This window comes from Streptomyces sp. NPDC057900 (assembly GCF_042887885.1).
Taxonomy (GTDB): domain Bacteria; phylum Actinomycetota; class Actinomycetes; order Streptomycetales; family Streptomycetaceae; genus Streptomyces.
This window is the reverse complement of record NZ_JBHVOI010000001.1, coordinates 794,509-817,624: the sequence shown is the minus strand read 5'-3', so window position 1 is coordinate 817,624 and position 23,116 is coordinate 794,509. Positions and strand designations below refer to the sequence as shown.

Here is a 23,116-nt window from a genome sequence, read left to right as displayed (position 1 = left end):
GAGGACCGTCATGTCCGATTCAGAGAACTACGACCCGCTGACCCCGGCCAGGCACAAGGAGGCCGACTCCCAGGAGCGCAAGATGCCGCGCGGGCTCGTCATCAGGCTCTTCGCCTACCTGGTGGCCGGGCACGTCATCGCCGGTTTCCTCTACCTGCTGTTCGCGGTGGGGATGCACAACCAGTAGCCGGCGGCGCCCCTCTCCGGGGTCCGTCAGGCGTCTTCGAGGAGCCGCTCGCGCAGCCGCTCCCGCGTCGCGGGCGTGACCTTCAGCCCCTCGGCGAGGTAGCGGTCCGTGCCGCCCCAGGTCTCGTCGATCGTCGCGAAGGCCGCCGCGAGGTATTCGCTGTGGGCGCCGAAGAGCGGGCTCAGGAGCTCCATCACCTCGGGCGACATCCCGGCCTCCGAGGTGTCGCTGCGGCGCACCCGGTAGCGGCGGTGGGTGTCGTTGGACTTGAGGTAGTCCGCCTCGATCGTGTCGCGCCCGACGCCCACCGCGAGCAGCGAGACCGCGATCGAGAGCCCGGCCCGGTCCTTGCCCGCCGCGCAGTGCATCAGGGCCGGGACGCTGTCCTCGGCCAGGGCGTGCAGCACCCGGCTGTGCTCGGCGGTGCGGTCCAGGATGATCGACCGGTAGGAGGCGACCATGCGGTCCGTCCCCTTGCCGCCGCCGAGGATTCCGCGCAGCTCGTCCATCTCGCCGTCGCGCACCATCCGCCAGAACTCGCTGCCGTCCGCCGGGTCGGTGAGCGGGATGTTCACATTGCGCACGCCGGGCAGCTCGACGTCCGGTCCGTCCAGCTTGAGGTCGGCGGCGTTACGGAAGTCGAAGACCGTGTGCAGGCCGAGGCCGCCGAGGAACGCCGCGTCCTCGGGTGTGGCGCTCGCCAGGTGGCCGCTGCGGTAGAGCCGTCCGTGGCGAACCCGGCGACCGTCCGACGTCGGCAGTCCGCCCACGTCACGGAAGTTACGGACCCCCGCCAGCTCGGGTTCCGTCGACGGGGTCTGTGGCAGCTGCTGCGTCACGGTCACTCCTGGGGGCTCTGCCGCCGACGCGTGTCGCCGACGGGTCCATTCCCGTGACGATACGACATCGGATACACGGACAATCATCCCGGCGGCGCCCCTGTTTCGCGCCCCGTCCCGCGCCCTGTTTCGCCTCCTGTGCCGCCCCCTGTGCTGTGCCTTTGCGGGACGCCGCGCGAACAGTAGGCGTGACATGTCCGTATTGAGGCTTTTAGTCGAACATGCCCTGCTTATGCGGGAGATGGTCGCCCTCTCGTGAGCGGGATCATATCCGTGACGGTGTGTGGCGGCGCGCCGCTCGGGTAATCCGTGCGCCAAGCGGAATGCCAAGATCCATAATCCACGGAGTGTGACCGGAATTCCGCATCGAATTCCCGGTCCGGAATACGGCGTGGAACCCGTGGCTTGTTTCCGCCGTCCCGGCTCGCTTACGTTCCATGTCAATCCGGATGGAACGCCTAATCCTGCCGCCGTCCGGAATTCCGCACCCACTCACCGTGTGGCAGGAGCGGGGGACCCAGGTAAGCCGCCGACCGGAGCGATCCGGACGGCTCGGGGTGAAGTCGCGCCAGGCGCGGCCGGGCATCTCCAGCCCGAACCCGACAGCTCACCTCGTAGGCGCCGGAGAGGAAATTCTTCATGCCCATCCCGGGTAAGCACCGCCGTCCCAAGTCCAGCACCATCGCCCGCGGCGTCGTCGTCGCGAGCGCCGGCGGAGCCGTCATCGCGCTTCCGCTGCTTGGCGCCACCGGTGCCAACGCCGCGGAGCAGGCCGCTCCCGCCACCGCGAAGTCGGCCGCCGCCACGCACGCCACCCCGGCCAAGCCGGTCGCGGACAAGCAGTCCGGCACCAAGACGTACTCCGTGGTCTCCGGTGACTACCTGTCGAAGATCGCCGCCGAGCACCACGTCAAGGGCGGCTGGGAGAAGCTGTACCAGGACAACCGCGAGGTCGTCGGCGACAACCCGAGCCTGATCTTCCCGGGCATGAAGCTGACCCTCGGCGGCAAGGCCTGGGGCCACGCCCCGGCCACCGGCTCGCACACCTCCACGGGCGCCACCACCCCGTCGAAGGCCCCCTCGAAGGCCCCGGCCAAGACCGAGTCGAAGGCGCCCGCGGCCTCCGACACCGCGTCCTCCTCCGACACCCAGGCCTCCAACACGGCCTCGTCGGACCAGGGCAGCGCCTCCGGTTACGTCCACCCGGTCCCCGGTAACCACACCACCGCCTACCGCGCCTCCGGTGCCAGCTGGTCCAGCGGCAGCCACACCGGCATCGACTTCCCCGTCTCCACCGGCACCAGCGTGAAGGCGATCACCTCCGGCACCGTCGTCACCGCGGGCTGGGGCGGCGCGTACGGCAACGAGGTCGTCATCAAGCACGCCGACGGCCACTACTCGCAGTACGGCCACATGTCCTCGCTCTCCGTCTCGGCGGGCCAGACCGTGACCGCGGGCCAGCAGGTCGGCCTCTCCGGCGCCACCGGCAACGCCACCGGCCCGCACCTCCACTTCGAGGTCCGCACCGGCCCGGCGTACGGCTCGGACATCGACCCGATCGCCTACCTGGCGTCGCACGGGATCAACGTCTGATCCGGACAGCGGCGGTCCGGTGACCCGGACCAGGTCAGTACAGAGGGACGGTGCGCGGCGGCGCACCGTCCCTCTGCTTTGTCGATGCCGGTGCGGCTGGGGCGACCGTCCTTATTCCCCCTTTACCAAAATCTGACCGGGTGGTCTATCTCACCACCCGTCAACCCCGTATTACGGTCGCGTAGGTCACAATCGACGGTGCAGGATATGCCCTTGTGGCAGACGATTCGAGAAACATCCGACAGGGCGTCATCAACCGACAGGGCGCCATCGAGTCGTACGCGGCGATTGGCGACAGTTTCACCGAGGGAGTCGGCGACCCCGGCCCGGGCGGGACATTCGTCGGCTGGGCCGACCGGTTCGCGGTAATCCTGGCCGACCAGCTCCCGGACCCGGAAACGGCGCAGGGCGGCACAGCCGCCGCGCCCGGACACTTCCGGTACGCCAATCTCGCCGTACGAGGACGCCTTCTCGACCAGATAGTCGAGGAGCAGGTACCCCGCGCCAAGGAACTCGCCCCGGACCTGGTGAGCTTCTGCGCGGGCGGCAACGACATCATCCGGCCGGGCACCGACCCCGACGACGTGGCCGAGCGCTTCGAGCGCGCGGTCGCCGAGCTGACCCGGTCGGTCGGCACCGTCATGGTCACCACCGGCTTCGACACCCGAGGTGTTCCGGTCCTGCGCCATCTGCGCGGCAAGATCGCCACCTACACCGCCCACGTGCGGTCCATCGCGGACCGCTACGACTGCCCGGTGCTCGACCTGTGGTCCCTGCGCTCCGTGCAGGACCGGCGCGCCTGGGACGGCGACCGGCTGCACCTGTCGCCCGAGGGGCACACCCGCGTCGCGCTGCGCGCCGCCCAGGTCCTCGGACTCGACGTGCCGGCCGACCCGGACCAGGAGTGGCCGCCGCAGGCGCACCGGGGAACGCTGGAGGTCCGGCGCGACGACATCCACTGGGCCCGCGAGTACCTGGTGCCGTGGATCGGGCGCCGGCTGCGCGGCGAGTCGTCGGGGGACCACGTGGAGGCGAAGCGGCCGGACCTGCTGCCCCTCTGAGAGGCCGGTCCGGTCAGAGTTCGCCGAACGGGTGCCGTTCGGCGAACTCCGGCGAGGGCGTCCCCAGGAGTTGGGGACCCGCCCGCCCGGCGGAACGCGGCAACCGGGCCGGTACGCGTTCCAGCACGCCGCCCGCGAACACGTCGTACAGCGGCAGCGTCTCCAGATGGACGTAGCCGATATGGCAGTCGCACATCGCCAGCGGGCACGGCCGGGGGCCCAGTGCCTCGCGGTAGCTGCCGTCGTAGAGATTGCCGAGCTCGGCCCGGACGAAATGGCAGCGGCGCACCGTGCCCTCCCCGTCCACCGAGATGACCGACTCACCGGTCCGGCAGGGCAGCCCGGCCGAGCGGTGCGGATGGCGGCTGTACGGGAACAGCGGGTCGATCTCCGTCCACCGGGCGGCCTCCGCGTCCGTGTAGGTGTGCCCCTCCGCGGCGTTGACCCAGAGGTACACGTCCGCCGGCAGCGCCGCCCGCAGCCGCCGGGCCTCGTCGAGGTGATCGTCCAGGCCGACCACGCCGACGCTGTGCCGGATCCCCAGGGACGTCAGCTCCCCGCACCGGTCCAGGAAACGCTCGTACGGCGTCTGGCCCGGGTGGTACGTGCACCAGAGCGCGATCTTGTCCCGGCCGGCGGCGCCCGCCCCGGCCAGCCACCGCGTACGTCCGCTCAGGTTCGTCTGGATCGCCACCCGGCGGATGTGCGGCAGCCCGGCCAGCTCGACCATCGCCCGGCGGTACCAGGAGCGGACGAGCCCCTCGCCCCACGGGGTGAACAGCACCGAGATCCGGTCGTCCCGCTGCGCCGCCGCCCATGCCGTGAACCGCTCCAGCGCGGCCCGGTCGGCGAGCAGCTGCTCCCGGCTGTCGCGCCGCTTGGCGAACGGGCAGTACGGGCAGTCGTAATCGCACGACGCGAGCGGACCCCGGTAGAGAATCGTCAGATCCATACGGGGCTCACTTCAGCTCGTACGAGGCCATCGCGGCCCGCACGGCGGGGGAGAAGAGCTCGGGGCCCAGCGCGTCGGAGTGCGCGAGCCCCTCGGGCGACAGGCGCAGCAGCCCGGCGGCCGGTGCGTCCGGATCGAGCCAGCCCCGCTCCTCGAACAGGGCCAGCTCCGCGGGGAAGTCGTCCTGCGGGCTGCTGCCGAACCGCTCGCGGTACTCCGGCAGCCGCATACCCCCGGCCTGCAGGACCGACTGGAGGAGATGGCGGCGGCGTGCCTCGTCGCCGTCGGTGTACCGGCCCACCTCGGCGTGCGAGAAGTCCTCGGTCGCGGTGTAGCCGTCGATGATCGTCCGTATCTCCCGCATCTCCACGGCGTAGTCGAAGGAGTAGTGCAGCCGGGAGGTGTAGGAGCGGGCGCCGCAGCCGAGACCGACCATCCCGTCGGTCTGGCACGCGTAGTCGTCGGGGCCCTGCGCGGGCGGGGCGTCGGCCCGCCGGAACATCCGCATGGACACCTGCTCGTAGCCGTGCGCCAGGAGGTGATCGCGGCCCGCGCGGTAGAGCCGCAGTCGCTGTTCGTCCCAGGCGGTTTCCGCGTCCGCCGCGGCGGCGCCGGTCCGGCCGAGGCCGGTCAGCGGACGGACGTACAGCGGGTAGAGGTACAGCTCTTCCGGCCGCCACTGGAGCGCCGCGTCGAGCGAGGTGCGCCAGCTCGCCTCGTCCTGTCCGTCGATGCCGTAGATCAGGTCGATGTTGAGGACCGGTATGCGGGCGTCCCTGATCAGCCCCAGGGCGGCCTCCACATCCGCCCGGCGCTGCGGACGCACCGCCGCCCGTGCCTCGGCCTCCACGAAGCTCTGCACACCGATGCTGATCCTGGTCGCCCCGCGCTCCGCCAGGACGGCCAGCCGGTCGGCGGTGGCGGTCGACGGTGACGTCTCGACGGACAGGGGCACGGAGCGGAGATCGGCGCCCATGCGCTTCTCCGCTATGTCGCAGAGGCGCTCCAGTTCGCCCGCCGTCAGGAAGGTCGGGGTTCCGCCGCCGAAGGCCGCCGCGGCGAAACGCACCGGCTCCGTGTCGCCCAAGGCCTCCCGTACGGCTGTCGCCTGCCGGTCCAGCGCGTCGAGGTAGCGGCCGGTCAGCTCGTCGGGGGCGCCGACCCGGGTGAAGAGGTTGCAGAAGCCGCAGCGGACCTCGCAGAACGGTATGTGGAGATAGAGCGAGAGCGCGTCCTTGCCTTCCCCGGCCCACAGATCCCGCAGGGCCGGACGCCCGCCGGGCAGCCGGCCGAGCGGCTCGTACGCCGTCTTGTGCGGATAGGCGTACACATAGCTCCGGTACGGCCGGACGGTGTGCGGACTGGTCATCGTGCGGTCCCCGGTTCCAGGAAGAAGTGGGCGTACGGAACGGTCCAGACGGACTCGTGCCCGAGCCGGTGACCGGTGTAGCCGTCGTCGCCGTACGCCGTGCCGTGGTCGGAGCAGACGATGGCGAAGGCGCGGCGGCGGCTGCTCACGGCGGCGAAGAGCCGGCCGATATGGGCGTCGACGTACTCCAGCGCGGTGGCGTGCGTCGCGCGGCTGTCACCCGTGTCCCGGGTCGCGCCGGGCCGGTGGAACCAGTTCGGCTGGTGCAGCGCGGAGACGTTGACGAAGAGGAACAGCCGCTGTCCGTGCGGCAGTCCGGCGACGACCCGCTCGGCGCGGGCCACCTGCGCCTCGAATGAGGTGGGCGAGGCGACGCCGAACTCGGGTTCCCAGTGCGCCTCGTGGAACATCCCGGGCAGCACCGAGCCGAGCGGTGCCCGCTGGTTGAAGAACCCCACCCCGCCGACGCACACCGTGCGGTACCCGGCCCCGGCAAGTCCCGAGACCAGGTCGGGGGTGTCGAAGACGAAGGTGCGCTCCTCGGTCGTCTCACTGCCCGCGAACCGGGCGGCGAACAGCCGGGGGTGCGGGCCGGGTGCGGCCGGTGTGGGCAGGAACCCCGCGAAGATCGCCTGGTGCGAGGCGTACGTGAAACTCCCCGGAGCGTGCCGCCGCTCCCAGCCCCCGGCCGGCAGGTGCCGGGCGAGGTTCGGGATACGGCCGGCGGCGGCCAGCTCCGCCGCGACGTCGTACCGGAGGGTGTCCAGGGTGACGAGCAGCAGATCGTCGTGGCCGACGACCTCGCTCATGTCCGGGTTCGGGGCGCCGTCCGCGGCACCGGACGGGGGACCGCCCAGGACGCCGGACGGGGGTTCAGGATGCTGCGTCGACACGGTGGTTCCCTGCTCTGTTCAGTACGGCTGCTCTGTTCAGTACGGCGGCGACCTGCGCCGCATAGGTGTCCAGGCCCTCGGCGCCGCTGCCGGGCAGACCTGTCAGGCGCGGCAGCAGATCGCCGAAGGCGTTGACCTCACCGACGGCGAACCGCCGCCAGCCGGTCGAGGGCAGCAGGTCGACGCCCACGCACAGCGTGTCCGGGAAGGCGTCGCCCGCCCGCTCGCAGACCGCCAGAGCCGCACGCCAGCTGTCGCCCGCCGCCCCGACGGCGGCCCGCGCCTCGTCCAGATCGCCGCGAGCGCCGCCCAGGTGCAGATTGGTCATGGGGGAGCGGCTGGTGCGCACGACGGCATGGGTGGCGCGGCCGTCCACCACCACGACCCGCAGATCCGCCGCCCGGCCGCGCTGGGAGGCCTTCGGCAGCCAGCGCTCGACGTGCAGACCGTCCGGCGCGAGCGCGTCGACGACCGCCGCGACCTCGCCCTCCGTCGTGAGCCGCCGCACCCGCAGCGAGTTGTGGAGGCTGCCCGCCCCGTCCCGCTCGACCGAGGTGGTCGCCCTCACCCGGCCCGGTCCGGCCGTCTCCACGGCCAGCACCCCGGAGGCGGAGGACCCGTGCGCTGGCTTCACGAACACCCTCGGCATCCCGTGCTCCGCCATCAGCCCGCGCACATCCGCCCAGCCACGCACGGGCGGCGCGGCGGGGCCAGAGGTGGGCGAGGCGGGCACCGGCACGCCCGCGGCGGCCAGCACGCCGTGACACAACCGCTTGTCGAACAGCACCGCGATGTCGCCGGGATCGTCCAGCAGGACCGCGCCCGCCCCGGCCGCCGCCCGCGCCACCTCCCGTACGGCGGAGGTGAATCGCGCGTACCAGCGGGACGAACCCTCCACCCGGGTCGGGTCCTCGACACCCCGCAGCAGCCGCTCGACCTCCGCGTCCTCACCGGGGGAGTCGATGCGCACGGTCTCCCCGGGCAGGAAGACCGCGGCCCCGTTCAGCACGTCGAGCCAGGACACGACACGGGCGGGGGCCAGCCCGGCAGCGCGCACGGCCTCCTGGAAGAGGCCGACGCGGCGGTTGCCGGGAATGCCCACGACCGCGAAACGCGGCGGCGCGCTATTCACTGACCGCGACATAGCGGGAATCCTCGTCCTCGGGATCCCAGTCGTCCGCCCCGTCGAGATCGAGCCGGGTGCCCGCACCGGCGCACAGCTCCCGGAACCGGTCCATCAGCGGGTCCGTGAGGTAGTGGTGGTGCAGGTCGAGCGAGGTGAGATGGGTGAGCGGCTGACCGTTGAGCAGCGCCGAGGCTCCCTCGTCGGTGAGCGTCCCCATGGAGAGGGCGAGCGACTCCAGCCGGGCGACGACCGGGGCGTGCGAGACGGCCGCCGCGATCTCGTCCTGGATCTCGCTGTTCTGCAGGCCGAGATGGCGAAGCCGGGGAAGGCCCGTGCCCGCGAGGACCGGGCGCAGATCCTCCACCGTGGCGTCACCGCCGTACCAGCTGGAGCCGAGCCAGAGCTCCAGCCTTTCGAGCGCGGGCAGTTCGCAGGCCCCGACCGCGCGCACGACGTGGCCCGGCAGGCCGCCGGACTCGAACCGCAGCGCCTTCAGCGCCCCGTGCCGCACCGGACGCAGCTCCAGCTTCGCCTCCTCGGGGACGCTGTCCCCACCGCCGCGCACGGTCAGCTCCTCCAGGAGCGGGAACGCTTCGAGGACCGGTGTGATGTCGCACATGGCGAGCCACGACACCTCGCACTCCTCGCCGACCACATCGGCGAGGAACAGCGCGCGCAGCTCCGGGAACCGGTCCGCCGCGGTGACGAGCAGTTCGACGACGGGCGCGAGCACGGAGTAGTCGTCCTCCCACCAGGGCCCGATCAGCAGGGCCCTGACGCCCGCCGGGTCGACCGTGTCGAGGAAGTGCCGCCAGAGCTCGGGGAACGGCACCTCGTCCGGCCCGCAGTCCAGCCGCCAGGCCACCGATCCCGCCGACGGCAGCGCGGGCGCCTCGGCATCGTCCGCACAGGGCAGGGTCAGCACGGGAAGGCCGTGGAAGATCTCGGGGTGTTCGATGCTGTTCAAGGCCGTATCACTCCGCCACCGTCGTATAGCGCTGTTCCGGCCCGCCGCCGCCCCACGGCTCGCGGCGGTCCGACAGATCGACCCGCACCCCGTGCGGTTCCAGGGCGTCCGAGATCCGGCCCGCCATCTTTTCGCTGAGGAAGTGGTGGTGCAGGTCCAGCACATCGAGATGGGTCAGCGGCTGGCCCTCCAGCAGCGCGGCCGCGCCCTCGTCACCGAGGGTGCCGCAGGACAGGTCGAGTGTGCGCAGCCTGGCCACGAGCGGGGCCGAGGCGACGGCCGCCGCGATCTCGTTCTCCACCTCGCTGTTGCGCAGACCGAGATGGCGCAGGGCCGGGAACCGGGTGCCGGACAGCAGCGGCGCCAGATCCGCCACATTGGCGTCGCCCCCGTAGGCGGACACACCCAGCCAGAGATCGAGCCGCTCCAGGGCGGGCAACTCGCTGTCCAGCACCCCGCGGACCACCTCGACCGGCAGCCCGCCCGTCTCGACGGTGAGCGAACGGAGGCGCTCGTGCCGGGTGGGCGGGAAGACGAGATCGGTTCCGCCGCGCACCCCGAACTCCACCAGCGCGGGGTAGGCGGTGAGCAGGGCGGTCACATCGCTCTGCTGGATCCAGGAGATCTCCGACTCCTCCATCGTCAGATCCCCGACGAACACCGCCTCCAGCGACGTCAGCCGGTCGGCGGCGGCCGTCACGAGACCGATCGGATAGGAGGAGCCCTCCTCGTACGACTCGCCCCACTGCCCGATGATCAGCGCCCGTACCCCGGCCGGATCCACCGCCGCCAGGAACGAGGCGAACTCCTGCTCCCAGGTGCGGTCGTCCTCGTACGGCTCGACGAAGACGCGCCAGGCCGCCGCACCGGCGGCCGGCCTGCTGCCGTCGCTCGCGTCGTGCTGGAAGTCGACGGCCGGAAGGCCGAGCAGCTCGTGCAGGTGGTCCACATCGGACATGGCCCTGGGCTCCTGATGACGGTGACGGATTGATGTCCGCAAGGTCTATCAACAGCCACTGACAACGGGCGCACCGGCCCCGCCGCCCGGTTCTCCACCGCCGATTGTCAGACCCCCGCCGTAGCGTTTTCCAGGTGGCCGGCACAGCGGGTGCCGGTTCGGAGGGGAGACGTCTGTGTACCGGCAGGGCGATGTGCTGATCATGGCGCTGGAGGAGTCGGAGGTACCGCCGAACCTCCTGGACGCACCGGGCGAACTGCGCGACGGGCGGGGCCGGCTGGTGCTCGCGCTCGGTGAGGTCACCGGCCACGCCCACGCGGTGCCGGGGCCGGGGCGGCTGATCCGGGAGGCCGGGGTGTTCGGCCCGATGCTGCTCCACCTCCCCGACGGGGGACGGGTGGTGCACGAGGAGCACGCGGTGATCCCGCTGCCGAGGGGCTGGTTCCGCGTCGTGCGCCAACGGGAGTACGCGCCGGGGGCGGTCCGGGTCGTCGCGGACTGAGCCGCCCCGGCCGGGCCTGCTGGGGCCGCGCAGGGGAGTGGCCGGAGAACGTCCGGAACAGGTAACCGGAGAACGTCCGGAACTGGTATCCGGAACAGGGAAGACCGGGAACAGGGAAGACCGGGAACAGGGAAGACAGGGGACGGGGAGAACATGCAGTACGTGGACTCATGGCGGGCCGTGGCGGCGGCGACCGGTGCGGCGGACCGGTCGGCGGCGGAGGACGGGGTGCGGCTCGCCTACCGCAGCGCGGGTCTCGCCGAGCCGGAGGAGTTCGTCTGGGCCGATTCGCCCAGGGAGGCCGTCGGGCTCGTGCGGAAGCTGGCGGACGCCGGCCGCTCGGTCCGCGAGGAGATCAGGACCCGCCCGTGGGCGGACGAACGGCGCCGGATGTACGACGAGTTGGGCCCGGCCGGCTGGTCCGCGCTCTGGTCCGCCACCGGCGCCCAGCTGTGGGAGACCACGGCGGCGCTCGCCGACCGGATACGGGCCGCTGTCGTCACCGAGGTGGCAGAGGGGCCGCAGGACGAGCCTGATGTGCGGCTGCTCCTCCTCGACGCGGTCCTGGGCCAGCACGACGCGGCCTGGCTCGCCGCGTTCGACGGCCGGGGCGACCGGCTCGACGGACTGGCGGCGGTGGCCAGGAACGCGGGCTGGTGGTGGCCCTACGAGCGCACGGTGGTGATCAGTGAGCGCCCCGAGGAGCTGTACCGCGACGAGGCGGGCAGGCTCGACCGCGGCGACGGTCCCGCGCTCTCCTACCGGGACGGGTTCGGGCTGTACGCCTGGCGCGGCATGCCGGTGCCCGCCGACTTCCTGGCGGAGCTGACCACGCTCACCCCCACACGGATCAGGGCGGAGGAGAACGCGGAACTGCGGCGCGTGATGCTGGAGTTCTACGGATACGACCGCTACCTCACCGAATCCGGCGCCGAACCGGTCCACCGGGACGAGACGGGCATCCTCTGGCGGATCGCGCTGGTCGGCGACGAGGACGTGGTCATGGTCGAGGTGGTCAACTCCACCCCGGAGCCGGACGGCACGCACCGCACCTACTGGCTGCGGGTGCCGCCCTCGGTCCGGACCGCGAAGGACGGCGTCGCCTGGACGTTCGGGCTGCGGGGCGATGCCTACGCACCTCTGCGCCAGACCTGACGGACCGGCGCGCGGAACGGGCGGACGGGTGGCGGGGGCGGCTGCCGGAAGGGGCGCGGTCCGGTGGTCAGGCAGTCAGCGTCGCGTGGTCGATGCCGAGTTCACGGGCCAGTGCCTGTTCGGTCCACTCCAGCATGGTGGCCCGGGAGAGCGGGCCCGCGTACGAGGTCATCTGCACGGCCAGGCCGTCCAGCAGAGCGGTGAGCCGCCAGGCCACGGACATCGGGTCGTCGCAGTGGAACTCGCCCGCGGCCGCGCCTTCGTCGATGACCTCGGCCAGCTCCGCCTTCCACTGCTGGTCGAGATCGCCCGCGACCGTGCGCAGCGCGGGATCGCGGATCGATGCGGCCCAGCCCTCGATCCACAGCCGCCAGCCCTTGGCCTGACCCGTCGGCGCGTACCAGCGGACGGCGGCGCGCAGCCTGCGTACCGCGGTGGTCCGGCGGGTCAGCAGCTTGCGCAGATGGGCGAGATCGGCCTCGGCCGCGTGCGCGAAAGCGGCGGCGACCAGCTTCTCCTTGGTGGAGAAGTGGTAGAGCACGAGTGCGTTGCTCACGCCGAGGACGGAGGCCACATCGGCGATCCGCACCGCTGCGACGCCTCGCACCTCGATCTGTTCCACGGCAGCGCGCAGCAGCTCCTCGCGCCGCTCCGCCACACTCAACCGCACTCTGCCCACGGCGCCACCCTAACAACGGCCTTGCCGGGGAAGGCCAGGACCGTGATCCGCCGGTGGCCGCAGAACCGTGCGGGGCCCGTACGCCCCTGCGGCAGCCGCGCACCGGGTCAGCGGTACCAGCCGAAGCGTTCCGCCATCACCGGCAGCCGGTCCGCGACGACGGCGTGGGCCGCCGCTCTGGGGGTGCAGCCGTCCGCGGCGGCCCGGCTCATCACCAGCTCGACGAGCGCGCGCATCGAGCTCCGGGTGTGCGCGAAGGCCTCGTCGGCGTCGGCGCCTATGTCACCGAACAGGGTCCACCACCACCAGGCGTTGGTACCGGAGTTGACGACGACGTCGGGCAGCACCGTGATCCCGCGCTCGGCGAGCAGCGCCTCGGCCTCCGGCAGCACCGGCATATTGGCCGCCTCGACCACCCAACGGGCCCTGATCCTCGCCTGGTTCCCGGCATCGACGGCGTAGGAGACGGCGGCCGGAACGAGCACCTCCACGTCCTGTTCCAGCCAGGCCCCGGCGGGCAGCTCGCGGTCGGCCTCGCGCAGCACGCCCCGGTCGACGGTCCCGTGAGTGTCCCGGGCGGACAGCAGTGCCTCGACGTCCAGCCCCGCCGGATTGGCGATGGTGCCCCGGACGTCGGCCACGGCGACCACCCGGAGTCCGGCGCGCGACAGGAACCGGGCCGTCGCGCCGCCCATGGTGCCGAGCCCCTGCACGGCGACCCGCGCCCCGCCGTACGCGATCCCGTCCCGGTCCAGGGCGGCGAGCGCGGACTCGGCGACCCCGCAGCCGCCGACCAGCTCGTCGAGACCGATGCCGTCCACCTCGACGGCGAAGGCGTCGGCCAGCCGCTGCCGGGCGGCCGGCTCGTCGTCGAGCAGCGGATAGACGGCCTCGATGGAGGAGACGAGCCCGGCCTCCGCCGCCGCCCGGTCGACCAGGTCCTGGCTGAGTCCCAGGTCCTCGCCGGTCGTCCAGATCGTCTCGACGTACGGGCGCACGGCGCGCAGGTAGCGGACCAGGACGCCGTACGCGGCCGGATCGCGGGGGTCGCAGTCGATGCCTCCCTTGGCGCCGCCGAGGGGCACATAGCGGGCCCCGGTGCGGTCCGCGTCGAAGTGGAGGGCCTCCTTCATCGTCATGCCCCGGGCCAGTCCCGCCACCTCTTCGAGCGTGCAGCCCGCGCGCATCCGCAGCCCGCCGCTGGACACCCCGCGTACCAGCCGGTCGACGACCAGGTGTCCCCGGTGACCGGTGACGTGGTCCGTCCAGGTCAGCGAGATCAGCGGGGCGGGCGGGGACACCGCGGGCGTGGTCATCGGAGTTCTCCTCGGTCACTGCGATCGGGGCGGGCCCCGGGACGGTGCGGTGGACCCGGGGCGGTACGGGCCGGTGCTCGCCGGGCCCGCGATCTTTACTGAATCGCGAGTCAGTATCGAGACGGTTCGGCGCCGCTGTCAACGCGGCCCCCGCCGGAGCGGGGCCCGCCGGCCGGATGCGGTCGCGCGGGCCGCGGGACGTATGCCGGGGGCGTAACGCGGAATCCTGCGCGGGGTCCGGACGTTGGATTCGGCATGACGGGAATCGACGCACATCAGGATGCGCTGCTTCGGCTGTTCTCCGAGGGGAACAGCGGTGTACTGGTCACGCTGAAGCGGGACGGCAGGCCCCAGCTGTCCAATGTCAACCACTTCTACTATCCCGACGAGCGCATCGTCCGGGTCTCGGTCACCGAGGACCGCGCGAAGACCCGGAACCTGCGCCGGGACCCGAGGGCGAGCTACCACGTCACCAGCGAGGACCGCTGGGCCTGGACGGTGGCGGACGGCACGGCGGACCTCACCCCGCCGGCGGCGGACCCGCAGGACGCCACCGTGGCGGAGCTGATCCAGCTCTACCGCGACGTCCAGGGCGAGCACCCGGACTGGGACGACTACCGCCGGGCCATGGTCAGGGACCGGCGGGTCGTACTGCGTCTCCATGTCGAGCACGCGTACGGGCAGCCGCGTGGCTGAGGCGGGCCCGGCGGGCCACCATCCTGTTGGGTGTTCTGCTCTCGCACTGTCGTACCCCCTGTCCATAATGAGATGACACCGACTCCCTCAGGAGATCTTGTGACCGGCGCTGACTCCCCGTTCTCGCTCCGTACCCGGCTGCGTGCGCTGCGGCCCGCCGACTTCGGGGCCGACCCGGGCGGCCCCCGCATGGAGCGCATTCGTCGTTCCCCGAATTTCGTCGACGGGTCCTTCCAGAACCCGGTGGGGGCGCGGATCAGGCCGTCGGGGTCCGCCCTGGAGTTCGCGAAGACGTACTTCCGCAAGGAGGAGCGGGTCCTCAGATCGCCGACCGGTGATGTACCGGTCCATGCCACCACCCTGGCCGATCTCGCCACGCCTCCCGCCTCCGGGCTGCGGCTCACCTGGATGGGGCATTCCAGTGTGCTCGCGGAGATCGACGGCCGGCGGGTGCTGTTCGACCCGGTCTGGGGCGACCGCTGCTCGCCCTTCGCCTTCGCGGGCCCCAAGCGCCTGCATCCCGCACCGCTGCCGCTCGGCGTGCTCGGTCCGGTCGATGTCGTGGTGATCTCGCACGACCACTACGACCACCTCGACCTGCCGACCATCCAGGCGCTGGCCCGTACGGACACGGTCTTCGCGGTGCCGCTCGGGGTCGGGGCGCACCTGGAGCGCTGGGGCGTGTCCCCCGACCGCATCCGCGAGCTCGACTGGAACGAGGACACGAAGGTCGCCGGGATCAGCCTGACCGCCACCCCGGCCAGGCACTTCTGCGGCCGGGGGCTGCGCAACCAGCAGCACACCCTGTGGGCCTCGTGGGCCGTCGCGGGACCCGAGCACCGGATCTACCACAGCGGCGACACCGGCTATTTCCCCGGGTTCAAGGAGATCGGCGCCGAACACGGGCCGTTCGACGCCACCATGATCCAGATCGGTGCGTACAGCCAGTACTGGCCCAAGGACCACACGGACGGCAGGCCGGAGCCCGGTGCCTGGCCGGACATCCACATGAGCCCCGACGAGGGCGTCCAGGCCCATCTGGACCTCCAGGGCAACGATCCGGCGGCCGGCGTGATGCTGCCGATCCACTGGGGGACGTTCAACCTCGCGCTGCATCCGTGGGCCGAGCCCGCCGAATGGTCGATGCGTGCCACCCAGGTCGCGGGAGTGACGATGGTGGCTCCGCACCCGGGCCGCCCGTTCGAGCCCGCCGATCCGCCGGCCGTCGAACCGTGGTGGCGCGGTGTGGCGGCGGAGCCCGTGGCGGGCTGGGGCAACTGGCCCCCGGTCCACGTACCGCTGCCCGGCGGAGCCGTGACACCGGCCCCCGACCGTGATCGCGACCCGGCGGCCCAGGCCTGAGCGGTGAGGTGTCCGCGGCGCGGAGCGCGTGTGCCGCGGACACCGGCCTCGGGGAACATCGGTAAAGCAGTTGGCGCTGAGATTGATCATGGTCAGGGTGCGAGCGCACTGACCCGGTTCTCGTACTCGCGGCGGGCCTTGCGCTGGAGCGGGACGGCGGGGACGCCCTGGCCGCCGTCGAGTGGCTGGGCGCGGGGGAGGAGCCGGCGGTGCACAGCGGGGACGGGGCACGTCGGCCGTCTGTCGCCGAACGATCGTTTACCGACAGCGACGGCGCGCGCGGTCGCGTCTCCGCGGGCCCCTCCGGTGCTGGGGCGGCGGCGTACGAATTCCAGCTTCGGATCAGGCTGGTCGATCGGAGGCGTAGCGGGCGAGCGTGGTCTCTACCGCTTGCTCGACGGCGTAGCGGATGTCGGAGGCGGTGGGGTTCCAGTCGGTCAGCAACATGCGGGGCCACAGGACGTAGTTGGCGATCATCCCGAGGAACTGGTTGGCGGCGCTCTCGGCGTCCGGGACGTCGGCGTTACCGGCTTCGCGCTCCGACTCCAGGTAGCGCTGGACAGAGGTGAAGTAGGGCAGCTTGCCGAGCTGGAACTGCATCCGTCCCAGTTCGGGGAAGCGAGGCAGCTCGGCGATGACGATGCGGAACAGGGCTGTCATGCCGGGCCGGCCGATCAGGTCGGCGTAGCGGTGGCCCATGGAGGTCAGGCCGGAACGCAGATCTCCGGCCCGAGGTCGCGCGACGGCGTCGGTGGCGTCACGCTGCCATGACTCGGTGACGATGGCCTCGAAGAGGGCTGCCTTGGTGGGGAACTGCTTGAACAAGGTGGACTTCGAGACTGCCGCCCCTTCGGCAATGCGCGCGAGGGACGTGCCGTCGTAACCGTGGTTCAGGAAGAGGTCCGTGGCCGCGGAGATGATCGCCTCACGCTTTTGCTGGGCGAGACGGCGGTGGTGTGCGGAGAGCTCTGCTGCCATGCGTGCAGTATGCCCCAGATCCGAGGCGAGTCACTTGACTCGCCTCTTTGGGGCTGCCTACGCTGCAACGGGAAGGCGAGTCGAGTGACTCGCCTCGGATGGCGGTGCCCGATGTCTCTCCGGTGCCGTGTGATGAGGGAGTAGCGGATGACAGCCGACAGGATCGCTTTGGTGACCGGTGCGAACCGTGGTCTGGGCCGGAGTACGGCTCTTGCGCTGGCGGCGCGTGGGGTGCGGGTCGTGATCACTCATCGCGGTGATGTGGCCGGGGCCGAGGAGACGGAGCGGCACGTGCACGCTGCGGGTGGGACCGCCGCTGTCGTGCGTCTCGACATCAGCGACGTCTCCTCTTTCGGAGCCTTCACTTCCGAGCTGAGCGGACTGCTTGAGCGCTGGGGGGCTTCGCGGCTCGATATCGTGGTCAACAACGCGGGGGTGGGTGTCTTCGGCCCACTGGAAGCTGTCACGACCGACGACTTCGACACGGTGTTCGGCACGAACGTGCGGGGCACGTTCTTCCTCATCCAGTCGCTTGTGCCGCTGCTGGCGGAAGGTGCCCGCGTCATCAACGTCTCGTCGTCGTTGACTCGCCACACCAGCCCCGCGACCTCGGTCTACTCCGCATCAAAGGCCGCCGTCGAGGCCCTGAGCCGCACCCTGGCCGCAGAACTCGGCCCCCGAGGTATCCGGGTCAACAGCATTGCCCCGGGGCCGACCGCCACCGACTTCAACGGCGGTGCCATGCGGGATGACGCCGGTATGCGCCAGGGTCTGGCCGGGCAGACCGCGCTTGGCCGCGTCGGCGAACCCGAGGAGATCGGCGACGCCATCGCCACGCTGGCGTCCGACGGCCTGCGCTGGATGACCGCCCAGCGCATCGAGGTCTCCGGCGGCGCCCTCCTGTGACCGACCGGGCGGGTCTGTTTCGGGTCACGGGCAACGGCGCGCCGGATTCATTCCGCGCCAGTCTCGTCTTCATCCAGCTCCGACGCGTCCGGGGCGCGCACCGGGCGTAGAGCGCCGGTGGCCGGGACGCCGACGGCGTCGGAACACCATGTCGGAGTACGAGGCGATATCGGTCGCCACCATCTCCGGCCTCACCCCGCCGTCCGGGTTCAGCAGGGCGTCCAGGATGTGCAGGGAGTCGCGCGGGGTGCCGGGGCACGACCATCTGCCCGATGCCCGCGACCTGGTCGTTGACGGCGTTGAGCCAGGTGACGCCCCGCTTGAACCCGAAGTATTTCGGCGAGGGGGCGGCGTTGATGGTGCGCACCGGCACCTGGAAGCGCAGCCCGTTCACGGAGGCCAGCAGCCAGTTGCCCCAGTGTGCACGATCGGGATGCCGGCCTGGGCGGCGATCAGCCGCGCGTTCGCCGCGGCGATGGTGTCGACGCGCAGGTAGTACTGGTCGACGTGCACGAGCCGGGCCCAGGCCAGAAGAACCGCTCCAGCTCAGGGCGGGTCGGCTCCTCGGCGAACTTCCGGTACGCCTCGGCCTGCTCATCAGTCAGAAACTCCACCGGCACGACCGGACCGTAGCCAGCCCCAGCCCCAGCCCCAGCCCCAGCACCCGCCCGGCGATCTTTCCGCGAACCCCGGCGGAGCGACCGGCCGGTGTGCTGGACGACCATGATCAATATCAGTGCCACCGCTGTACCGATGTTCCCCGAGGCCGGACACCTCGACGTGCCGGGTGACCGGCGCATCCGGGCTCATGCCGGGGGAAGGTGGGTGCGCTGCCCGTCGTGGTCGAGGATGCACAGGATCTCGGCCGGCCCGCCGTGTGCCTTCAAGGCGTGCGGGATCATGGTGGAGAACTCGGCGGCCTGACCCGTCTCGACCCGGATGGCGCGTTCGCCGAGGATCAGCGTGACGGTCCCCGACAGGACCGTGAACCAGTCCTTGCCCGGATGGACTCCCAGCTGATCGGCCCCGGGACCCCTGGCCTCTTCGGTGATGCGCATCTTCGCGACGGTGGCACCGGCCCGGCCCGAGCCCCGGTTCAGCACCCAGGTGGTCAGCCCGCGCTCCTCGTCGCGGCGCGGCCTGATCACGACATCCTCGTCGTCGGCGCTCTCCACCAGCTGGTCGAGCGAGATTCCCAGGGCGCGGGCCAGCGCCGTGAGCTGGTCGAGGCCGATGCGTCGGTGACCGGTCTCGATGCGGCTCAGGGTGGAGGGGCTCAGCAGCGCGCGCTCCGCGAGGTTGTCGAGTGACCAGCCGCGGGCCCGCCGCAGGCTCCTGATCCGCATGCGGACCGTGCTGTCCAGATCGCTTTCTTGCGTCATGCGCAAGAGCTTAAGCGCCATGCGCAAGCCAGGGATAAGGTCGCGATATGGACACTCCCGCCACCCATACTCCCGCCACACATGCAGCCGCCACGAACACAGCCACCGCCGCCATGGCCGAGATCCTGGAGCTCGACGCGGAGGTCCTGGGGACGTACCTGTCGGAGCTGACCACCTGGCTGGGTGAACTCTCCGACCGGGAACCGGTCCGCATCGTCGACCTGGGCAGCGGAACCGGGACCGGTGCGATCGCCCTGGCGCGGCGCTTTCCGCGGGCCGGGGTCTCGGCGGTGGACGTCTCCCCGCAGATGCTGCACCGCCTGTCGGTCAAGGCGTCCGGGCTGGGGCTCGCGGACCGGGTCCACGGCGTACAGGCCGACCTGGACCAGGAATGGCCGGCCCTCGGCCCCAGCGACCTCGTCTGGGCGGCCGCCGCGCTCCACCACCTGGCCGACCCGGAAAGAGTGCTGTCCCACGTGTTCGACGCCCTGCGGCCGGGCGGCCTCCTGGCCGTCACCGAGATGGACTTCTTCCCGCGCTTCCTGCCCGAGGACATCGGGGTGGGCCGGCCGGGCCTGGAGGCCCGACTCCACGCCGCCCTCAAGGGAGCGCCCGCCGCCGGCTGGACGGACCACCTGGTCCGCGCGGGCTTCACCCCGGAAGCCGAACGCGCCTTCGTGATCGACCTGCCCACCCCGCTGCCGGTCGCCACCGCCCGCTACGCCCGGGCGTGCCTGCGGAAGCTGCGCTCCCACCTCGACGGGCAGCTCCCCGCGGAAGACCTCGACGCACTCGACACCGTCACCGACGACGAGAGCCCGCACGGCGTCCTGCGCCGCGACGACCTCACGGTCCGGACCACTCGGACCACCTGGGTGGGCCGCCGCCCCTGACCGTCCGTCGGGCGTCGGCGCCCGCGCGGCCGGACGCGGGTCGAACGGCGGTACGCTGCCGTCGGGAAGCGGGCACGGCGTCGGTGCGCCTGCGCCTTCGAGGGAGCGGCCATGCTGCGGGTGCACTTCACCCCGGAGGACCTGGGGCGGATCCGGGTGGCACCCGGGCCGGACTTCCTCTGGGAGATCAGCAACAGCGTACAGACCCTGCAACGCCGCGACGGCGAAAGGGTGTTCGGCACATGGCGGCGCTGGGTCCGCCCCCGGCTGTCCCCGAGCCCCCGGCTGCTCTCCCCGCTGCTTCCGCCGCGCGGGTACTCGCCGGACTTCCTCACCCCCACCGCCGGCGACCGCGCGACCCTGCAGGCGGCCGTCGACACCCTGATGAGCACTCCGCGCCCACGGCTGCGCACCGACCTGGCGCACCTGGCGGCCACGCTCCGACTCCCCGGCTGGGTGAACTCCCTGGCCGGCGGGGACGCCGACGCCCTCCGGCAGCTCGGTGAGGCGCTGCGCACCTACCAGCAGGAGGCGCTCGCCCCGTACTGGCAACGCGTCCACGCGCACATCGACGCCGACCGCGCCCTGCGCCTGCGCAGCCTCCTCGACGGCGGCACCGAGGGGCTGCTGGCCGGGCTCGGGCCGCAGTTCCGCTGGCGCCCGCCCGTACTGGAGGCGGCATACCCCGTCGACCAGCAACTCCGCTTACAGGGGCGGGGAATCGTGCTGCAACCGTCGTTCTTCTGCTGGCCCACGCCGATCACCCTGGCCGACGGGGACCTGCCGCCCGTTCTGGTCTACCCCATCCACCACGCCGAGGACTGGGCCGGTCCCGCCCCCGCCCGGCCGACCGGGGACGCCGGGCCGCTGGGCCCGCTGCTCGGCCGCACCAGGGCGCGCCTGCTGCGCGCGACCTGTACCGGATGCTCCACCGTCGAGGCGGCCCGGCTCCTGGACGTGACCCACCCCGCCGTCAGCCAGCACCTCAACGTGCTGCGCGCGGCGGGTCTGGTCGCCACCGTGCGCGAGGCCGGCCGGTCCATCCACGTCGCGACGGCGGAAGGGCGGGCGCTGCTGGCCGCCGCCGGGCGGGCGAAGCGGTAGCCGGAGGCGGGCCGGGGCCCGTAAGCCTGAACTTTCGTTCCTTGCGCCGTCCGGCGGCCGGGCACGACGCTGGCCCCTGCTGCCGGACCCGGCCGTGCCGCGCGGAGCCGTGGCGTTCACCGGCCGAGTGCCTTCCCGGCAGGCGTTCCGCCCGCAAGGCCTGTCCCCCCACCCTCAGGAGCCTTTATGCGCAGGAGACTTGTATCCTCCGCGATCGCCGTCGCCGCCGTCGGTGCTCTTCTCCAATCCGGCATGGCCCAGGCATCGCCCGTACCGAACACCCGGCCGGTATCCGTGCTCGCCCACGGGACGAAGGCCGGTACGGCCGTCGTCAGCGGGCAGAACGAGCCCGGCACCCGGCTGGAGGTCGACGCCGGGCGTACCAGCAGCGGGCACTGGCTGGAGATCGACTACCAGGTCCAGGAGACCGGCTACTGGTGCGGTCCGGCGGCCACCCGCATCGCCCTCTCGGCCCGGACGGCCCCGCCCAGCCAGGGCGTCCTGGCCGGGCAGCTCGGCACGACCGAGGCCGGCACCGACCACATCGGCCAGGTCACCGGCGTACTCAACGCCAACCTCGGTGGCGGCTGGTACGAGACCAAGGAGATGCCGAACGACCCGCCCACCCAGGCCCAGCGGGACCTGCTGTGGAACGACATCGTCTTCGACATCGACCGCAACTACCCGCTGGTGGCCAACATCGTGGCCCCGCCGGGCAACCAGCCGCCCGGCTACCCCTCGGACCAGACGATCTACCACTACTTCACCGTGTTCGGCTACGACGACGTGGACCGCACCGTCCTCATAGCCGACCCCGCCTCCTTCGGCGGCAACCAGATCTACTGGATCTCCTTCGATCAGCTCGCCACGCTGATCCCGCCGAAGGGCTACTCGGCGTGACCTGTTCCCTTCCCACCAGGAGGCCGTGTTGAGCAGCTACCGTCCCACCCGCAGAAGCGTCATCAGGGCCGCCGGCGGGATCTCCGCAGCGATGGCACTGGGCACCGGGGGCATCCTCGCGGCCGCGTCCCCGGCCGGTGCGGCGGGCGACGGCTTCGGACTGCGCGTCGTGGAGCGAGACGAGGCCGATCCGCGCATGTGGTACTACCGGTTCGCGACCGACGCGATCGGCTGGAACCCGGGCGTCAACGTCCTGCTCCCCGACGACTACCACACCGGCGCACGCACCTACCCGGTCCTCTACCTCTTCCACGGGGGCGGTACGGACCAGGACTTCATCACCTTCGACCGTGCGGGCATCCGGGACTGGACGGCCGGGAAGCCCCTCATCGTCGTGATGCCCGACGGCGGGCACGCGGGCTGGTACTCCAACCCGGTCAGCTCCAACACCGGACCCCGGAACTGGGAGACCTTCCACATCGGCCAGCTGCTTCCCTGGATCGACGCGAACTTCCGTACCTACGCCGAGTACAACGGCCGTGCCGTCGCCGGATTCTCGATGGGCGGCTTCGGCGCCCTGAAGTACGCGGCCAAGTACTACGGCCACTTCGCCTCGGTGAGCGCCCACTCGGGCCCGGCCAGCCTGCGCCGCGACGCCGGGCTGGTCGCCCACTGGGCGAACGCGTCCTCGGCCGCCCTGGACCTGGGTGGCGGCACGGTCTACGGCATACCGCTGTGGGACGAGGCCAGGGTCAGCGCCGACAACCCGGTCGAGCGGATCGAGAGTTACCGGAACAAACGGGTCTTCCTGGTGGCCGGCACCAGCCCTGACCCGGTCAACTGGTTCGACACGGCCAACGAGACCCAGGTGCTGGCCGGTCAGCGGGAGTTCAGGGCCCTTCTCGGCGCCGTCGGCATCCCGCACGAATGGTACGAGGAACCGGGCGGACACATGATTCGCGCCGACATGGTCCGCCGCGACCTCGACGGCATCGTGGCCCGGCTCCGCAAGGCCTGAGTGGTTACGTCAGAAAGCCCCCTCGACCCCGAGTCGTCGAGGGGGCTTCTCGCGTGCGGCCGGGGACATGGCCGGTAACAGCCGCATGGGCGTAGGTATTTAATCGGTCGCTCGTGCGAGAGCTCATACCAGAGCGGGACGGATGGCGGGCAAGTTCCGCAACTGCCCGCCGCGGCCTCGTCAAGGGCGACTACCGTGTGTGTCCGGTGATCAACGGTGGGCTCATATCCCGGAGCCCGTCCGGCCGATGATCCAAGAATGACCGACCACCGTAGGTGCC

The 23,116-nt window shown here is 71.7% G+C and carries 24 protein-coding genes, 1 pseudogene and 1 riboswitch; of the genes and pseudogenes, 12 read left to right on the top strand and 13 right to left on the bottom strand.

Going from position 1 to position 23,116, the window contains the following annotated elements; genetic code table 11:
• Window positions 1-10 precede the first annotated feature (10 nt).
• Window positions 11-187 carry a DUF6126 family protein gene (locus tag ACFVQ0_RS03325; RefSeq protein WP_390084061.1) on the top strand — a complete coding sequence of 59 codons (177 nt, stop codon included), beginning with the start codon at window positions 11-13 and terminating at the stop codon, window positions 185-187.
• A gap of 26 nt (window positions 188-213) precedes the next feature.
• Here the strand turns inward: ACFVQ0_RS03325 and ACFVQ0_RS03320 are convergent, their stop codons facing one another.
• On the bottom strand, window positions 214-1,026 hold the full coding sequence (locus ACFVQ0_RS03320) for a tyrosine-protein phosphatase (RefSeq protein ID WP_390084059.1): 813 nt from the start codon (window positions 1,024-1,026) through the stop codon (window positions 214-216).
• 445 nt (window positions 1,027-1,471) lie between these two features.
• A riboswitch (cyclic di-AMP (ydaO/yuaA leader) is annotated at window positions 1,472-1,662 on the top strand.
• A gap of 3 nt (window positions 1,663-1,665) precedes the next feature.
• On the opposite strand from ACFVQ0_RS03320, the gene ACFVQ0_RS03315 reads away from it, so the two are divergent.
• Both ACFVQ0_RS03315 and ACFVQ0_RS03310 read left to right on the top strand, forming a co-directional pair.
• Window positions 1,666-2,619 carry a peptidoglycan DD-metalloendopeptidase family protein gene (locus ACFVQ0_RS03315; protein ID WP_390084057.1) on the top strand — a complete coding sequence of 318 codons (954 nt, stop codon included), beginning with the start codon at window positions 1,666-1,668 and terminating at the stop codon, window positions 2,617-2,619.
• 215 nt (window positions 2,620-2,834) lie between these two features.
• The gene (locus ACFVQ0_RS03310; protein ID WP_390084055.1) at window positions 2,835-3,680 is read left to right on the top strand and encodes an SGNH/GDSL hydrolase family protein; all 846 of its coding nucleotides are present in this window, start codon (window positions 2,835-2,837) and stop codon (window positions 3,678-3,680) included.
• Between the two features lie 13 nt (window positions 3,681-3,693).
• Here the strand turns inward: ACFVQ0_RS03310 and ACFVQ0_RS03305 are convergent, their stop codons facing one another.
• The 6 genes from ACFVQ0_RS03305 to ACFVQ0_RS03280 all read right to left on the bottom strand — a co-directional run bounded on the left by ACFVQ0_RS03305 (window position 3,694) and on the right by ACFVQ0_RS03280 (window position 9,945).
• Window positions 3,694-4,632: an STM4011 family radical SAM protein gene (locus ACFVQ0_RS03305; protein WP_390084053.1), complete on the bottom strand. Its 939-nt coding sequence runs from the start codon at window positions 4,630-4,632 to the stop codon at window positions 3,694-3,696.
• 7 nt (window positions 4,633-4,639) lie between these two features.
• Entirely contained in the window at window positions 4,640-6,001 is a 1,362-nt protein-coding gene (locus tag ACFVQ0_RS03300) for an STM4012 family radical SAM protein (protein ID WP_390084051.1), read from the bottom strand.
• Entirely contained in the window at window positions 5,998-6,810 is an 813-nt protein-coding gene (locus ACFVQ0_RS03295; protein ID WP_390085360.1) for an STM4013/SEN3800 family hydrolase, read from the bottom strand. The genes ACFVQ0_RS03300 and ACFVQ0_RS03295 overlap by 4 nt, the downstream gene beginning before the upstream one ends.
• Window positions 6,811-6,874: 64 nt before the next feature.
• Window positions 6,875-8,038, bottom strand: coding sequence for an STM4014 family protein (locus ACFVQ0_RS03290; RefSeq protein ID WP_390084049.1), 1,164 nt, complete (start codon window positions 8,036-8,038; stop codon window positions 6,875-6,877).
• A complete protein-coding gene (locus ACFVQ0_RS03285; protein ID WP_390084047.1) occupies window positions 8,019-8,987 on the bottom strand; it encodes an STM4015 family protein in 969 nt (322 codons plus the stop codon). Before ACFVQ0_RS03285 ends, ACFVQ0_RS03290 begins: the two co-directional genes overlap by 20 nt.
• Before the next feature lie 7 nt (window positions 8,988-8,994).
• Window positions 8,995-9,945: an STM4015 family protein gene (locus ACFVQ0_RS03280; RefSeq protein WP_390084045.1), complete on the bottom strand. Its 951-nt coding sequence runs from the start codon at window positions 9,943-9,945 to the stop codon at window positions 8,995-8,997.
• Between the two features lie 175 nt (window positions 9,946-10,120).
• Here ACFVQ0_RS03280 and ACFVQ0_RS03275 point away from each other — a divergent pair, with 175 nt between their 5' ends.
• On the top strand, window positions 10,121-10,447 hold the full coding sequence (locus tag ACFVQ0_RS03275; protein WP_390084043.1) for a hypothetical protein: 327 nt from the start codon (window positions 10,121-10,123) through the stop codon (window positions 10,445-10,447).
• A gap of 153 nt (window positions 10,448-10,600) precedes the next feature.
• The gene (locus ACFVQ0_RS03270) at window positions 10,601-11,602 is read left to right on the top strand and encodes a DUF6745 domain-containing protein (protein ID WP_390084041.1); all 1,002 of its coding nucleotides are present in this window, start codon (window positions 10,601-10,603) and stop codon (window positions 11,600-11,602) included.
• Window positions 11,603-11,669: 67 nt separating this feature from the next.
• Here the strand turns inward: ACFVQ0_RS03270 and ACFVQ0_RS03265 are convergent, their stop codons facing one another.
• Complete coding sequence (locus tag ACFVQ0_RS03265; RefSeq protein ID WP_390085358.1) at window positions 11,670-12,260, bottom strand: TetR/AcrR family transcriptional regulator; 591 nt, start codon at window positions 12,258-12,260, stop codon at window positions 11,670-11,672.
• A 128-nt stretch (window positions 12,261-12,388) separates the two neighbouring features.
• A complete protein-coding gene (locus tag ACFVQ0_RS03260) occupies window positions 12,389-13,597 on the bottom strand; it encodes a Glu/Leu/Phe/Val dehydrogenase dimerization domain-containing protein (protein ID WP_390084039.1) in 1,209 nt (402 codons plus the stop codon).
• Between the two features lie 255 nt (window positions 13,598-13,852).
• Between ACFVQ0_RS03260 and ACFVQ0_RS03255 the strand changes: the two genes are divergently transcribed.
• Together ACFVQ0_RS03255 and ACFVQ0_RS03250 are read left to right on the top strand one after the other, a co-directional pair.
• The gene (locus tag ACFVQ0_RS03255; protein ID WP_390084038.1) at window positions 13,853-14,293 is read left to right on the top strand and encodes a PPOX class F420-dependent oxidoreductase; all 441 of its coding nucleotides are present in this window, start codon (window positions 13,853-13,855) and stop codon (window positions 14,291-14,293) included.
• Between the two features lie 99 nt (window positions 14,294-14,392).
• Window positions 14,393-15,655, top strand: a complete 1,263-nt coding sequence (locus ACFVQ0_RS03250; protein ID WP_390084036.1) for an MBL fold metallo-hydrolase — start codon at window positions 14,393-14,395, stop codon at window positions 15,653-15,655.
• A 92-nt stretch (window positions 15,656-15,747) separates the two neighbouring features.
• Here the strand turns inward: ACFVQ0_RS03250 and ACFVQ0_RS03245 are convergent, their stop codons facing one another.
• Both ACFVQ0_RS03245 and ACFVQ0_RS03240 read right to left on the bottom strand, forming a co-directional pair.
• On the bottom strand, window positions 15,748-15,870 hold the full coding sequence (locus tag ACFVQ0_RS03245; protein ID WP_390084034.1) for a hypothetical protein: 123 nt from the start codon (window positions 15,868-15,870) through the stop codon (window positions 15,748-15,750).
• A gap of 127 nt (window positions 15,871-15,997) precedes the next feature.
• Window positions 15,998-16,633, bottom strand: a complete 636-nt coding sequence (locus tag ACFVQ0_RS03240; protein ID WP_390084032.1) for a TetR/AcrR family transcriptional regulator — start codon at window positions 16,631-16,633, stop codon at window positions 15,998-16,000.
• Window positions 16,634-16,780: 147 nt separating this feature from the next.
• Here ACFVQ0_RS03240 and ACFVQ0_RS03235 point away from each other — a divergent pair, with 147 nt between their 5' ends.
• The gene (locus tag ACFVQ0_RS03235) at window positions 16,781-17,539 is read left to right on the top strand and encodes an SDR family NAD(P)-dependent oxidoreductase (RefSeq protein ID WP_390084031.1); all 759 of its coding nucleotides are present in this window, start codon (window positions 16,781-16,783) and stop codon (window positions 17,537-17,539) included.
• Window positions 17,540-17,680: 141 nt separating this feature from the next.
• Here the strand turns inward: ACFVQ0_RS03235 and ACFVQ0_RS03230 are convergent.
• Window positions 17,681-18,058 (bottom strand): annotated as a pseudogene (locus ACFVQ0_RS03230) (Tn3 family transposase); the annotation flags it as partial.
• Window positions 18,059-18,345: 287 nt separating this feature from the next.
• A complete protein-coding gene (locus ACFVQ0_RS03225) occupies window positions 18,346-18,921 on the bottom strand; it encodes a helix-turn-helix domain-containing protein (protein WP_390084029.1) in 576 nt (191 codons plus the stop codon).
• Window positions 18,922-18,968: 47 nt separating this feature from the next.
• On the opposite strand from ACFVQ0_RS03225, the gene ACFVQ0_RS03220 reads away from it, so the two are divergent.
• The 4 genes from ACFVQ0_RS03220 to ACFVQ0_RS03205 all read left to right on the top strand — a co-directional run bounded on the left by ACFVQ0_RS03220 (window position 18,969) and on the right by ACFVQ0_RS03205 (window position 22,836).
• A complete protein-coding gene (locus ACFVQ0_RS03220; protein ID WP_390084027.1) occupies window positions 18,969-19,814 on the top strand; it encodes a class I SAM-dependent methyltransferase in 846 nt (281 codons plus the stop codon).
• 111 nt (window positions 19,815-19,925) lie between these two features.
• A complete protein-coding gene (locus tag ACFVQ0_RS03215) occupies window positions 19,926-20,918 on the top strand; it encodes an ArsR/SmtB family transcription factor (RefSeq protein WP_390084025.1) in 993 nt (330 codons plus the stop codon).
• 186 nt (window positions 20,919-21,104) lie between these two features.
• Window positions 21,105-21,818 (top strand): C39 family peptidase, encoded by a 714-nt coding sequence (locus tag ACFVQ0_RS03210; protein WP_390084023.1) that lies wholly within the window; start codon window positions 21,105-21,107, stop codon window positions 21,816-21,818.
• A 28-nt stretch (window positions 21,819-21,846) separates the two neighbouring features.
• Window positions 21,847-22,836, top strand: coding sequence for an alpha/beta hydrolase (locus ACFVQ0_RS03205; RefSeq protein WP_390084021.1), 990 nt, complete (start codon window positions 21,847-21,849; stop codon window positions 22,834-22,836).
• Window positions 22,837-23,116: the final 280 nt, after the last annotated feature.

Coding starts and splice junctions, on each gene's coding strand:
- ACFVQ0_RS03325 (WP_390084061.1), top strand. CDS start 11: ATGTCCGATTCAGAGAACTACGACCCGCTGACCCCGGCCAGGCACAAG.
- ACFVQ0_RS03315 (WP_390084057.1), top strand. CDS start 1,666: ATGCCCATCCCGGGTAAGCACCGCCGTCCCAAGTCCAGCACCATCGCC.
- ACFVQ0_RS03305 (WP_390084053.1), bottom strand. CDS start 4,632: ATGGATCTGACGATTCTCTACCGGGGTCCGCTCGCGTCGTGCGATTAC.
- ACFVQ0_RS03300 (WP_390084051.1), bottom strand. CDS start 6,001: ATGACCAGTCCGCACACCGTCCGGCCGTACCGGAGCTATGTGTACGCC.
- ACFVQ0_RS03295 (WP_390085360.1), bottom strand. CDS start 6,810: ATGAGCGAGGTCGTCGGCCACGACGATCTGCTGCTCGTCACCCTGGAC.
- ACFVQ0_RS03290 (WP_390084049.1), bottom strand. CDS start 8,038: ATGTCGCGGTCAGTGAATAGCGCGCCGCCGCGTTTCGCGGTCGTGGGC.
- ACFVQ0_RS03280 (WP_390084045.1), bottom strand. CDS start 9,945: ATGTCCGATGTGGACCACCTGCACGAGCTGCTCGGCCTTCCGGCCGTC.
- ACFVQ0_RS03270 (WP_390084041.1), top strand. CDS start 10,601: ATGCAGTACGTGGACTCATGGCGGGCCGTGGCGGCGGCGACCGGTGCG.
- ACFVQ0_RS03260 (WP_390084039.1), bottom strand. CDS start 13,597: ATGACCACGCCCGCGGTGTCCCCGCCCGCCCCGCTGATCTCGCTGACC.
- ACFVQ0_RS03255 (WP_390084038.1), top strand. CDS start 13,853: ATGACGGGAATCGACGCACATCAGGATGCGCTGCTTCGGCTGTTCTCC.
- ACFVQ0_RS03240 (WP_390084032.1), bottom strand. CDS start 16,633: ATGGCAGCAGAGCTCTCCGCACACCACCGCCGTCTCGCCCAGCAAAAG.
- ACFVQ0_RS03235 (WP_390084031.1), top strand. CDS start 16,781: ATGACAGCCGACAGGATCGCTTTGGTGACCGGTGCGAACCGTGGTCTG.
- ACFVQ0_RS03225 (WP_390084029.1), bottom strand. CDS start 18,921: ATGACGCAAGAAAGCGATCTGGACAGCACGGTCCGCATGCGGATCAGG.
- ACFVQ0_RS03220 (WP_390084027.1), top strand. CDS start 18,969: ATGGACACTCCCGCCACCCATACTCCCGCCACACATGCAGCCGCCACG.
- ACFVQ0_RS03215 (WP_390084025.1), top strand. CDS start 19,926: ATGCTGCGGGTGCACTTCACCCCGGAGGACCTGGGGCGGATCCGGGTG.
- ACFVQ0_RS03210 (WP_390084023.1), top strand. CDS start 21,105: ATGCGCAGGAGACTTGTATCCTCCGCGATCGCCGTCGCCGCCGTCGGT.